Annotated in this window: 8 protein-coding genes; all 8 read right to left on the bottom strand. The window is 71.4% G+C overall.

From position 1 onward, the window contains the following. Positions 1-9: 9 nt before the first annotated feature. Entirely contained in the window at positions 10-525 is a 516-nt protein-coding gene (locus tag C1N81_RS42685) for a phage baseplate assembly protein V (protein WP_394437052.1), read from the bottom strand. A 109-nt stretch (positions 526-634) separates the two neighbouring features. Next, positions 635-1,771: a hypothetical protein gene (locus C1N81_RS42680; RefSeq protein ID WP_394437050.1), complete on the bottom strand. Its 1,137-nt coding sequence runs from the start codon at positions 1,769-1,771 to the stop codon at positions 635-637. After that, a complete protein-coding gene (locus C1N81_RS42675) occupies positions 1,764-2,183 on the bottom strand; it encodes a hypothetical protein (RefSeq protein WP_394437048.1) in 420 nt (139 codons plus the stop codon). Before C1N81_RS42675 ends, C1N81_RS42680 begins: the two co-directional genes overlap by 8 nt. Before the next feature lie 5 nt (positions 2,184-2,188). Beyond that, complete coding sequence (locus C1N81_RS42670; RefSeq protein WP_394437046.1) at positions 2,189-2,839, bottom strand: hypothetical protein; 651 nt, start codon at positions 2,837-2,839, stop codon at positions 2,189-2,191. Next, a complete protein-coding gene (locus tag C1N81_RS42665; protein WP_394437044.1) occupies positions 2,836-3,369 on the bottom strand; it encodes a HEAT repeat domain-containing protein in 534 nt (177 codons plus the stop codon). The genes C1N81_RS42670 and C1N81_RS42665 overlap by 4 nt, the downstream gene beginning before the upstream one ends. A gap of 108 nt (positions 3,370-3,477) precedes the next feature. Next, a complete protein-coding gene (locus C1N81_RS42660; RefSeq protein ID WP_394437042.1) occupies positions 3,478-9,672 on the bottom strand; it encodes an eCIS core domain-containing protein in 6,195 nt (2,064 codons plus the stop codon). Further along, complete coding sequence (locus C1N81_RS42655) at positions 9,669-10,004, bottom strand: hypothetical protein (RefSeq protein ID WP_394437041.1); 336 nt, start codon at positions 10,002-10,004, stop codon at positions 9,669-9,671. Before C1N81_RS42655 ends, C1N81_RS42660 begins: the two co-directional genes overlap by 4 nt. A 224-nt stretch (positions 10,005-10,228) precedes the next feature. Then, entirely contained in the window at positions 10,229-12,187 is a 1,959-nt protein-coding gene (locus C1N81_RS42650) for an AAA family ATPase (RefSeq protein ID WP_394437039.1), read from the bottom strand.

Genomic DNA, 12,187 nt, shown 5'->3' with positions numbered 1-12,187 from the left:
TCTCCCCCGTCAGGTGACGCTGAACGCGTCGTCGTTGATGGTCACTTTGTTGCCGGACAGCGAGACCTTCGCCCCGTTGCCGTTGTCGATGTGGATGCCGGAGTCGTTGACGACGATCGAGGCGCCGTTCGGGGCCTTGAGCGTCAGCCCGGTCTCGGGGTCGTCGGAGAGGACGATCCGGCACTGGAGGCCGGTCTGCAGGACGGCGTTCCTGCGGCCGGTCGCGCCCGCGTCAGCGGCCTGCGGGACCTCGGCGGCCGTACCGAACCAACACCCGGTCCAGATCGGGTAGTTGATGTCTCCCTGCTCGAACTCGATCCAGACCCCGGCGCCGGACGGCGGCACCGCGTAGTGGCCCATGCCGGGCCCCGCGACCGGGAAGCTGGGCATGGCCCAGGTCGACGGTTCGTCGCCGAGGATGTCGGGCACCTTCGCCGTGATACGGCCGATGCCCTGCGGATCGGCGGTGCTCTCGACAGTGCCCCGGTACTTGCCGAGGTAGCGGCGGGACGGATCAGCGGCCATACGGGGGCTCCTGGACGGTCGTACGGGTCGGTCGGGTCGGTCGGATCGGTCGGGTCTTGTCGGGGGCTAGGTCGGCTGGCGGGGTCGGGGCGGGTTAGGTCAGGTCAGGTCAGGGGACGACGGCCGGGGTGAGCGGGATGAGTCCCTCGCGGGCGAGGGTGAAGTTCTGGGTGTAGGCGCCGCGTTGCAGGTTGTGGGTGACGCTCTTGACGAAGTACAGGCCGTCGTACGTGATCCCCGCCCCGCGGACGCCGACGAGCTCCCGCGGCCTGAGCACATGCCCGTAGCGGACGACGTCGAGCTGGCCCGAGCCGGTGACGGCGTCCGCCGACTCCGCCGCCTTGGCGAGGGTCTCCGCGAGCGCCTGCCCCGCGTCCTTCTTGGCGGTGTCGGCGATGACCTTCTTCTTCAGCGCGGGCGCCGGTTTGAGGGCCAACGGCGGCCGCAGCACGCTCACTTCCGGGACCGGCAGGATGGCGGAGACCCGGGTCGCCGGGATCTGGACGCGGGCCTGCGGTTCCTCGCGGGCCGTGCCGTCGAAGGCGAAGGTGAGCTGGTCGACGTTGGAGAGCGCGTCCATGTTGACGTTGAGCGCGTGCTGCGGGACGCCGAGCCGCACCTCAGGACCCCAGTAGGCGCGGCTCATCCCGGGCAGGGGGCCGGGGTCGAGATAGAAGACGTAGCCGTTCGCCTTGGCGAGGTCGGTGACGTACGCCAGGTCGGTGCCCTTCTGGAACTCGATGCGCTGGGTCGGCATGGGGGTCTGCGGCACCAGTTCGGGGACGACGAGCGGGGTGATCCCGTACTGCGCGTACTGGGAGATGATCGCGGCGACACGGGCGGCGGGCCCCATCGCGGGGTACGGCACCGCGGCCCGCTCCTCCAGGTCCATCAGGACGGTCAGATCCTCGCCGGTGACGGTGAGCGTGGACTGGCCGGGCTGGTTGCTGACGCCGACCTCCTGGCGGATCAGCACCCCGTCCATCAGGACGGTCACCGCGCCCTGGACGGTCGCCGCGAGAACCACCCTGATCTTGGGGTCGAAGAACCCGGCGGGCAGCAGGGTGGTGTTGATCAGCCCGTTCTTCGACAGGTCGAAGGAGAGCTGGAAGCCGCTGCGCTGCCCCGAGGCGACGGTGACCTGCGCGGAGAGCAGCGCGTCCGTGACCGGCGCGGGGACCGGGACCGGGATCTGCGGCCCCATGAGGAGGGTGAGGCGGACGGGCCCGCCGCCGACATCAACCATGGAGACCCCCGTCCCCCGTCGCCCCGGGCACGCCGGCGGGCAGGGCGATCCGGATCACCCGGCCCGGGGTACGGGTCAGCTCCGCGGGGTCGAGGGCCGGGTTGGCGTCGGCTATCTGCCACCACTGGTCGGCGCTGCCCAGGTAGCGGTGTGCGAGGAGGTCGAGGCGGTCGCCGGTGCTGACGGTGTGCTCGGCGACGACACCGAGTGTGCCCGGGTCGGGCAGTAACCGACGCCGTAAGTACGGGACTTCGCGCCCGTCGGGCTCGGTGTGCACGGCGACGGGGTTGTTGTAGTAGCGGCTGGTGCGGGGGTAGGTGGTGACGGTGGGGACGGTGCCGACACCGCCTGTACCGGTGGTCGAGGTCGCGGTCGTAGTCATGGTGGTGGTCATGGCGGTGGTCATGGTCATGATCGTCAGAACGCTCCTCTGTTCCCGAGACCGAGGGCGCTGGTGCGCCCCGGCGCCACACGCCCGGCCAGTCGCTCCTTCTGCGCGAGGTGCGCGAGATACAGCTCGGCTCCCCGATGCCCGGTCGGCAGGTCATTGACGTTGAGCACCCGCAGCCCGATGCCGACCGTCGCCCGTAAGGGGTTCAGCTCCACGTCGAACGCCTCCTCGGTGACGGTCAGTTCGGTCAGGCGAACGGGCAGGACGCGTTTGCTCCCCCACGTGAACAGCGTCAACGGGGACTCGACCGGGGTGATCTCCAGCGTGCCGAGGGCGGCCAGGGCCTGGTTCTGCCGCACCTGCGCGGAGGGCGGATGCACCAGCATCTCCAGCGCGGCCAGCTCCGGCTGGATCCCGTCGGGCGCGGCGACCTCCATCTGGTCGGTCGCGTCGATCTCCGCGGTGAACTTCCAGGACTCGACCGCGGGCCCCTTGATCCGCAACGCCTCGGTCCGATCCCCGGCCCCCTCGGCCCCGGCCCCCTGCGGAGCGAGCGACCGCTCCAGGGAGTCGGGGTTGAACTGCAGGACGATGACGCGCTGCGGCGTGCCGCGCAGGGGGTCGATGAGGACGAGGCCGGAACGGATGGGTTTGGGGAGGTCGGCGTAGCGGGTCATGCCTCCTCGCTCTCCGACGTGAAAGCGGTCACGATGGTCGCAGCCCTGGACCGTACATACTCCTCCGGATCGTTCTGCGCGATCTCCCTCAGCACATCGACGAACTGCTGGTATCCGGTGTACGTGGCGGCCCAGAGTCCCGCGTAACGCACCCTGGGGTCGGTTTCCGAGTAGGTCTCACAAATCCGCAGGAAAGCGCCGGCATGGAATTCCTCAGGCGCGGCAAGTCCCATGCGCACGACTCCCCGCGCACGGTCACGGTCATCGTCGGCGGCATCGAAGTCACGGATCACGGCGTCCAGTGTCAGCGGGCGCAGATGGGCGATGAACCTCTCCTCCACCGGCCGCACTTCCTCCTCTTCAGCGCCGGTCAGAACCACGTACGGAACCCCGGAAGTGGCGTCGACGATGAAGTGAAGAGCGACATCGAGTTGCCCCTGCCAGATCAGCTGCCCGTCGACACCCCCTTCCCTGTCCCGCTCGATCTCGGTGACAAGCTCCCAGCCCAGGCCGGTGGCGAAGTTGTCCACCTCGTCAGCTGTTGTCTCCGGACGCAGCACATGCCGTCTTGACCGATGACCTTCACTAACCACGGTATGCACCTCGGACTTCCCGTCAGCCAACGATTTGCACTGCTCTTAATGCGAGGAGGTGTACATCTCGATCACCGCCGCCCTGATCTGCGCGAACACCAGATCCTTCGCCCTTTCGACGCTTTGCTGGTCAGTAAGGGTCTCCCCCTTCTCGATCGCGGCCTTCACCTTGTCCTCCACGTTGAAGTCCTTGATCCAGGCCGCTACCGACTGGACATGCCGGTCCCCGAGCTTCTCGGCATTGCGAATGGGACGCATCTTCCGCTCGTACGACTTCTGGGATCTCTTCCGCGAATCCTCGATCTCCTCCCGGTTTATCCCCGGCTTGGCCGCCACTTCTTTGATCCGTTCCAGTTCACGCGTTCGTTGCGTCTGCACCTCGCTCCGCCGCTCGTCTATGGAACGGCCACCGGCGAGGTCTTCCGTCAACATCTCACCCGCCACCTCGGACCCTGCGAAGGCCGCGGGCATCGACTTGAATATGGTCTCCAGCTCACCACTGCCCCGCTTCTGCTCATTGGCCCTGACGAGACGTTGCACCGTGAGGGCGTTCGTCACCATCGCCTGGGGGTCTCGCTCCACTTCCTGCCCACCCATAAGCCAGGCCGCCTTCAACATGTCGGTCCGCTCCTTCTTCGGCATGTCCTTTGGCTGTGGCTTACCTCGGAAGAAATTGTCCGCGTAGGTGACGAACCCCTCCCATTGGTTTTTTCGCGTCAACTCGTCGGCCATTCCGATCTTCTCTTGCCCCTTCACGACCTTGGTGAGGTAGGTGTGGCTCAGTTGCTCGTCCGAGAGCACGCCTTCGCCCACCACTACCTTCTTCGGTGTCGCGGCGCCCTTCTGCGTACGCCGCAGGGACGTGACCCCGCCCGCCTCCACGAAGTCGAGGGCGTCCTGCTCACGCCGTTTGAGCGGATCGAGCGCCCGCGTCTTGCGGGTCACAGCGGGAGGCGGCACAGGCTGACGCACGGTGTGCCTCGGAACGGTGCCCGGAACCTTCTTCACGACGTCCACGTGCTCGCTCGCCCTGACTATGGCGGGATGGTTCTCGATCTCCGTCGCCAGAGTCCGGAGGAACTGCAGCACTTCGCGCTGCGGAATGCGGAGTTTCAGTCCCTCCAGCACCAGATCCTCAGGGTTGAGGAGCGCCCTGATGCCGAACCGGTCGTCGCCACGCAGGAAGAGGCCGGACAGCCGATACCACACGCGCATGCCCGCCAGGACAGAACGCAGCACGACCCTCGGTACGCCCCGGCCCAGCAATCTCTTGATCTTGGGCCGAATGCGGGCGAGGATCAGCGCGAGACGCCTCTCCTTCGCCTCTGGGGAGTTCTCGCGCTGTCTGCGCTCCTCCCGCCGTTGTTTCCGCTGCGCCTTGCGCCTGTTCCACCGCTCGCGCAACCGGTCCCGCTGCCTCTTGACCGCGTCCCGGACCTTGCGCGCGCTGTTCGTCAGGGCGCGGCCGACCTTGCTGTTCTTGAGCTTCTGGCCCAAGCGGCGCGTTGCGTCGCCGACCCTCTTCAGGGCGTTCTTCGCCGCGTTCCGGGTGGAGTCGAGGGCGCGGCCCGCCGCTGAGGTGGGGCGCTTGGCGGCCGTGCGGCGGGAGGGCCGGGTGCGGCTCGTTGCCGGACGTGGGGTGCGCCGGCGTGGGGACGTGAAGGACTGGCGGGCTCGGCGGAGGGCGTCGCGGGCCCGGTTCACCGCCGCGCCCGCCGCCGCCCGCGGCCCCTTCGTCGCCTTCTTCAGGCCCGCCATGATCTTCTGGGCCATCGCCTTGAGCCGGCCGCCGACCCCTTTCGCCGCCATCTTCAGGCGGGAGAGGAGGAAGTTGGTGATGAATTCGAGGAGGGCGACGACCCCCGCCGCCACGGCCTCGGCGAACAGGCACGCCGCCGGGCCCGCCTTGACCGCCTTCAGATAGGTGAAGAACTTTCCGAACGCCGCGATGATCCGGCTGATCGTCCCCCAGGCCGCCATCAGGCCCTGCACGATCGTCAGGATCGCCCCGGCCGCGGGGACGATCATCGAGATGACCTTCTCGACGACGATCGAGATGATGATCATCGGCAGGGACTGCACCAGCGCCTGCCACGCCATCCGCCCGATCTGGGCCATCGACACGCAGCCCTTGACCAGCACGTCGATGACCATCCGGCCGAGGCCGAGCACGGACTCGACCTTCTCGTTGAACCACTGCTTGACCGCTGTCTTGACGGCGCTCCAGAGGTGGTTCTGAACGCCTTCCTTCGCCGAACTGCCGAGCTTCGCGAGCCAGCCGCCCGGGTCGGGCGCGATGTCGGCCACGAGCGCCGCGAACTGTCCGAGCGCCGCGATCGCCTTCTGCGCGAACTCGATCGCCGCGACGACCGCGTCCCGCACGATGTTGACGGCGGCCTTAAGACCCGCCTCAAGGAGGTTCAGCAGCTTGTTCAGCCCTGCCGCGAGCAGGTCGAGGAGTTTGTTGACCGCAGCCTTGAGCTTGTCCGCCCACTCGTTGACCTTGGCGATCGCCTGGTCGCGCCATTGCTGGATCTTCTTGCGGAACTTGTCCCGCAACTCCGGGAACGCCGCGAGGAGTACGTCACCGATCGCGATCAGCGCGTCCGCCAGCTTGTTGATCAGCTCGACGGCGAACTTCCTGGCCTGGTCGATGGCCCAGTTCGCGAACTCACGGAACTTGTCGATGATCCCGTTGATGATCCCGCGGAAGAAGTCGAAGATCCCGGTGATCACGCTGAGCAGCGCGTCGAACGCCGCCTTCACCTTCGACTTGACCCAGCCCCACCAGCTGTCGGACTCCTTCTCCTTGTCCTCCTTCTCCTTGCGGGCCTTCTCCTCGGCCTCCGCCCTCTTGTCCTGGATCTTCTGGTTGTCCTCGTCCTGGCGCTTGCCGACCTCCTTGTCGGTGTCGGTGCGCTTGGTGTCGATCTCCTTGTTTCTGTCCGTGTGTTCGCGGGCGGCGTCGGTGTCCGCCTGGTCCGTCCGCTGGTCCTGCTCGGTCCGCCACTGGGCGCGTTCCGCCTTGACCTGCCGGGCGGCCTCCCCGCGTTCGCCGCTCTGCGCCTCGGCGTTCTCGGCGACGGCCTTGTCCTGCTCCTCCTGGCTGCGCCTGCGCTCCTCGGTCTCCGCCTGCTGCTGGTTCGTCTGCTCGGTGGTCATCCGGCCCTGCGCCTGGCCGACCGAGGCCTGGATCTGCGGACCGCGCTCCTGCTGCGCGACGATCGCGGCACCGGACTCGGCCCCGCCTCCGGCCGCTCCCGTCGGGCCCCGGCGACGGCCGCCCGCACCGCCCCTGCCGGGCACGTTCCCGGTCAGGGTCTCCGCGGGGACGTCCGGGTAGATCTGGTCCTCGCCCATCGGCTTGGCGGTGTCCTCGCGGCCGACGGCGAGGATGCGGCCCGAGGTCTTCCTCAGGTTGTCGGCCTGCTGGTCGGTCCGCTGGGGGTCGCTCTCACCGGTGAGCTGTACTTTGGGCGCCTCGACCCTGGCGTTGAGGGCGGGGTCGGTCGTCGGCACCTCGCCGACCGCGTTCTGCATGTTCCGTACGTCGTCGGCGGTGACCTTGTTGGCGGCGTCGTCCGCCACGTTCGGGCGGCTGACGTCGGCGGCCGGGTTCTGGCCCCGGGCCTTCTCGCCCTCCGCCTTCTGCTGCTCCTTGCCGCCCTCGGCACCTTCGCGCTCCACCCGCTCCCGGACCTGTTCGGCGGGCGCCGCCTCCTGCGGCGTACCGGACAGGGTGCGCGGGGCGCCTGAGGGCCGCTGCGCCGACGGCGCGTCCGCCTCGAGCGCGGCGTGCTGCTCGCCCACGGAACGGTCGACGGCGCCGTCCACCCCGTCGAGCGTCGACCGCATCTGGTCGGGCGGCAGCGTCCCTGCCGTGGCGAGCGCGCTCTGCGGATCCTGGCCGGTTACGTCCGGCGGCTCGGGCTTCTCCTTCTGCTCGGCCTCCCCGCCGCCCTGGCCCGCCCCGCAGCCGCCCCCGCCGCCCTCGGCCTTCTCGCCCTCGGTGGTCGGCTGCTGCTGCCCGGCGCAGCCACCGCCTCCCGGCTCCAACGAGGCATCGGGGGACGGGGGTTGGGACCCGGGAGCGTCCAGGGCGGCGGGCGAGCCACCCGCCCGTTCCCCGGCAGCACCGGGCTCCTTCGGTTCCGGCCCGCCCGGCCCTGCGCCAGTCCTCGTCCCCGTCGCCGTCCCTGCCCCGAAGGTCGGGGCTCCGGCCGACGGCCGCCCCGTAGCCGCCCCGGACTCGGCGCCCGCTTCATCGGCCTGGTCCGCCGTACCGGGCGCGCGGCCGTCGGCGGCGACGGGCTCCGCCGCTCCCGGGTCGGGGCCGACCTCGTGCTCGACGGGCCCCGCAGGTTGCAGATCCCTGGCGGTCCGGTTGTCCGCTTCCGCCTCGGTCGTCCGTACGGATGCCGGGTTCGGCGCCCGTTCCGGGGCGGCGGGCGTGGGGGGCCCGCCCTCGGCCTCAGGCCGCCCGGCGGGCGGTTCGGGGCGCGGCGCCGTTGATTGCGGGGCCGCGTCCTCCGGCTCGCCCTCCGCCTCGTCCTCCGTCTCGTCCTGCGGCGCGTTCCTTCGTTCCTCCTCGACCTGCTCGGCCTTGGTCGGCGGCGGTTCGGGGAAGTTCGGCGCCTCCTCGGGAGCGGGCGGCGATCCGCTGGACGGCAGCCGTAAACGGTCGGCGGTGGGGACCGCGGAGATGTCCGGGTCGCCGCCGGGCAGGAAGTCCTCGGGCTTGAGCTCCGGTTGCGCGGGGGGCGCCGGAGCGGCTTCCTCGTCATCCTTGACCGGCTCGACCTCGTCGCCCGCCCCGGGTTCGAGGTCGAGCGGCTGTTCCTCTTCGCGCGGGTCGGCCTTGTCGTCGTCGAGGAGGCCGTGCCGTTTGAGGGGGCTGTCCTCGGCCTCCGCGAGCCGGTCCACCTGCTCGGGGCGCGCGGGGCCCGGTTCCGCGTCGCGGCGCCGGTCGGGTTCCGTCGGTCTGGCGCCCTGCGCGGGCTGGTGCTGCGGGGCGGCCAGGAGCGATTCCCCGGCGGGTGCGGCGGCGGGCGCCCCGGCCGGTTCCGCTCCCACGACACCGGTGGCGGCCCGCGCATCTGCGGCTGCTGTGCCTTGACGCGCCTCCCGGGCGGCCTGCCGAGACTTCTCCCGCGCGTCGGCACGCTTCTCGTCGACACGCTTCTCGTCGACGCCCTTTTCGTCGGCGGCCTCCTCGTCGGCGTCCTTCCCCTCCGAGCCCTTCCCCTCCGAGCCCCTCCCCTCCGCCCGCTTCTCCTCGCCCGGCCGCTCCTGATCCCCCTTCTTGCCGTCCTCCGCCTTGCCCGGCCCCTCTTGCTCCCCGGCCCGCGTCCGACCGCCCTTCGCCTCCGCCTCCCCCCGTTCCGGCTCGGCGGCCTTGTCCCCCGTCTCAGCCGCGGGGCCCGTACGTCCGGCCGGGTCCGGGACCGGCTCCGGGGCGCGCCCTGTGTCCGTCGCGGCCGGCCCGTACGCGCTCTCCTCGACGAGCCCGAGCACCCGGTGATAGTCGGCGGACGGCAACCGGCGCTCAAGACGGTCCACGACCGCCCCGCGCAACTCGTCGGCGAAGCTGGACAGTTGCAGCCGTACCCGGCCCGTCGCGTCTGCCGGGTCGCCGCGCAGCGAGCGCAGAATGCCGGCCGTCAGGCGGTCGACGAGCGTGGCGGGGTCCAGCTGCTCGGTGCGGAACCGGTCGGCCCTGACCGTCGCGTAGCGCAGCCAGCCGGGAGTGTGGTCGTGGCCCACCTCGGGGTGCGGCTCGTCCGAGCGGGCGCCGCGCTCCGCCTCCCGTTCGGCGGCGTCGCGGGGCGAGCTGACCGCCCCCAGGTCCCGTCCGGCCCGCAGGGCGCCCGGCTGGTGCGGGGACTGCACGGTGTGGAGGAGTTCGTGGGCGAGGAGGCGGCGGCCGTCCTCCGAGCCGGGACGGAACATGCCGGGGGCGAAGAAGATGTCCTGGCCGACGGTCACCGCGTCCGCGCCCACCAGTTCGGCGAGTGCGGCGGAGTCGCGGTCGGTGTGGACGCGGACCTGGCTGAAGTCGTGGCCGAGGCGGGCTTCGAGCTCCCGGCGCACCCCCGGGTCCAGCGGATGGCCCGCAGCGGTGATGATCTCTTTCGGCTCCGGGACGCGGCTACGAGGCTTGCGCGTACGGGACTTGGCCTGACGGCGCTGCCCCGCTTCGTGCGCGGCGGAGCCCGGGGCGTAGGTGGGGGTGCCGCTCATGGGCGCCCCGGTTCCGGACGCGGGCCGCGCCCTGTCGTGAGTCCGGCGTGCACGGAGCGGGCGAGTGCGACGCCCAGCCGCGACGAGGAGACCGTGTGCGGCAGCAGGGGCAGCCCGGACACCTCGTCGAGGGCGAGTGCGGTGTCCGGGCCCCGCCCCTCGTCCTGGTCGGCGGTGTCGGCGAGCGGCACGCCGTGTTCCCGCACCAGCCTGGCCAGCTCGCGCCGGAACGCCTCCGCCATCCGGTCGCGGTCGATGTGCGCGAATCCGTCGAGGACCAGTTCGCCGATCTCCACGTCGATGCGTCCCGCGCGCGCGTTCGTCAGGTCCATCCGCTGACCTCCGACGGGGTCAGGGAGCGCTCCAGTTTCAGGTACTCGGTGCGGGTGGCGGCCAGCATGTGGCGCATCTGCAGCGGGCAGCCCTCGTCGGCGGCGAGGAAGGCCCCGGCGAGCGCGATGTTGCGGATGGAGCCGCCGGTGACCGTGAGCTGGGCGAGCCGGTCGACGTCGATCCCCTTGCGCGGGGTGCGTTCGGGGATGACGCGGCGCCAGATCTAGGCGCGTTCGGGGACGGCGGGGAACGGGAAGTCGATGACGAAGCGGATGCGCCGCAGGAAGGCCGTGTCCAGCGCCTTCTTCATGTTCGTCGTGAGCACGGCGAGACCCCGGTAGGCCTCCATCCGCATCAGCAGGTAGCTGACCTCGAGGTTGGCGTAGCGGTCGTGGCTGTCCTTGATCTCACTGCGTTTGCCGAACAGCGCGTCGGCCTCGTCGAAGAGCAGCAGCGCGCCGCCCCGTTCGGCCGCGTCGAAGACCCGGCGGAGGTTCTTCTCGGTCTCGCCGATGTACTTGCTGACGACCTGGGAGAGGTCGATGACGAACAGGTCGACGCCGAGTTCGTTGGCGATGACCTCGGCGGCGAGCGTCTTGCCCGTACCGGAGCCGCCCGCGAACAGGGCGGTCACCCCGAGGCCGCGCCGCAGCAGCGACTCGAAGCCCCACTCCTGGTAGACGGTGGCGCGCTGCCGTACGTGGGCGACGACCTCCCGTAACGTCTCGCGCTGCCGTTCGGCCAGGACCAGGTCCTCCCAGCCGGCCCGCGGTTCGATGCGGCGGCCCAACTCGTCGAGGGCGATCCGGGCCTCGGTGAGCCCGGCCAGCCAGGCCAGCCGGGCGGCGCCGCCCGCACCGGAGTCCGCGTCGGCCTTGGCGGCCTCGTCCGCCTCGTCCGCCTCGTCCGCCTCGTCCGCCTCGTCCGCCTCGTCTGCCTCGGCGGCGGAACGTCCGGCATCCTCGACGGCGCGCCGTACGGAGACCCCCGCGCCCCGGATCACATGGGCGGGCAGCGAGAACTGGGCGACCAGATCGCGCAGGTCGCGTTCGCCCAGGTCCGCCACTCCGTCGAGTGCGTCGGCCCACAGCCGCAACTGCTCCTCGGGGCCGAGGGGTTCGACGGTGACGCGGTCGCGGCCGGTGACCGCGGAGTGCGCGGGCTGCGGCTCGGTGCTGGAGACGGCGAGCGGTACGGCCAGTTCCGCGAAGAACGCCTCGGCGGCGGCGGTCGTGCGTTCCGCGCCGCCCGCGCGTTCGCCACCCATCTCCACGAGGAGTCCGGCCGGCAGGAGGATGGCCTCGCGCTGCCAGAGGCGGGCGAGCCGGTCCCGGTCGGCGGGTTCGGTGGGGAGGTCGTCGGCGGCGGCCGCGTAGAGGTCGAGCCCGCAGTCGTGGGCGGCCCGCGCGGCGACCTCACGCCGTGTCACCCGGTCGGCGCCGACCAGTTCCACGTGCGGAAGTCCGTCGAACGCGGCCCGTGACCAGGTCAGGGCCACCGACTCGGCGGCCCGCAGGTGCGCCGCGGGCAGCCGGCCCGGCCCGTGCGCGTCGGGTGCGGGGACGCGGCGGCCGAGCAGCCCGTGCAGCCGGGTGTCCAGGTAGGGGACGCCGACGAGGAAGTGCAGGATGCGTTCGTCGATCCGTAGGCGCGCGGTGGTGAGCGGGGCGTCGTCTGCCGGTTCGACCAGCTGCCAGCGGCGCAGGGGGCTGACCGGGGCGAGCGCGCTCCAGTGCGGGGCGTCGAGCGCGGCGAGCGCCAGGGAGAACGTCGGGTAGGGGCGGGCCGGGTCGCCGCAGGCCGCCGCGCAGCGGGCGGCGGTGCTCGTGTCGACCTCGGCGGCCGCGGTGAGCACGAGGATGTCGCGTTCGAAGGGGGTGAGCGCGAAGCAGGAGCACAGGGTGTCGAGGGCGCTCGGGGTGCCGGTGTCCGCCGGGGCGGGCGCGTCGCCAGCAGCGGGCGCGTCGGCCGGGGCGGGCGCGTCGGCCCGGGCGGGCGCGTCGGCCGGGGCGGTCGCCTCACCCGGGACGGGCGCGTCACCCGGGACGGTCGCGTCGGCCGGGCGCGCGGGAACGTTCGGGAGGCCGTCCGAAGCATGGGCGTCGAGGCGTGCCAGTACAGCCGTCACCGCGGCGGACAATGCCCGGTGGTCCGCGTCGTGCACCTCGCCCCGTTCCCCCAT

This window comes from Streptomyces sp. SGAir0957, from assembly GCF_043523415.1.
The sequence above is the reverse complement of the archived record's forward strand: the minus strand, read 5'-3'. Positions and strand labels throughout refer to the sequence as shown.

Coding starts and splice junctions, on each gene's coding strand:
- C1N81_RS42685 (WP_394437052.1), bottom strand. CDS start 525: ATGGCCGCTGATCCGTCCCGCCGCTACCTCGGCAAGTACCGGGGCACT.
- C1N81_RS42680 (WP_394437050.1), bottom strand. CDS start 1,771: ATGGTTGATGTCGGCGGCGGGCCCGTCCGCCTCACCCTCCTCATGGGG.
- C1N81_RS42675 (WP_394437048.1), bottom strand. CDS start 2,183: ATGACCATGACCACCGCCATGACCACCACCATGACTACGACCGCGACC.
- C1N81_RS42670 (WP_394437046.1), bottom strand. CDS start 2,839: ATGACCCGCTACGCCGACCTCCCCAAACCCATCCGTTCCGGCCTCGTC.
- C1N81_RS42660 (WP_394437042.1), bottom strand. CDS start 9,672: ATGAGCGGCACCCCCACCTACGCCCCGGGCTCCGCCGCGCACGAAGCG.
- C1N81_RS42655 (WP_394437041.1), bottom strand. CDS start 10,004: ATGGACCTGACGAACGCGCGCGCGGGACGCATCGACGTGGAGATCGGC.
- C1N81_RS42650 (WP_394437039.1), bottom strand. CDS start 12,187: ATGGGGGAACGGGGCGAGGTGCACGACGCGGACCACCGGGCATTGTCC.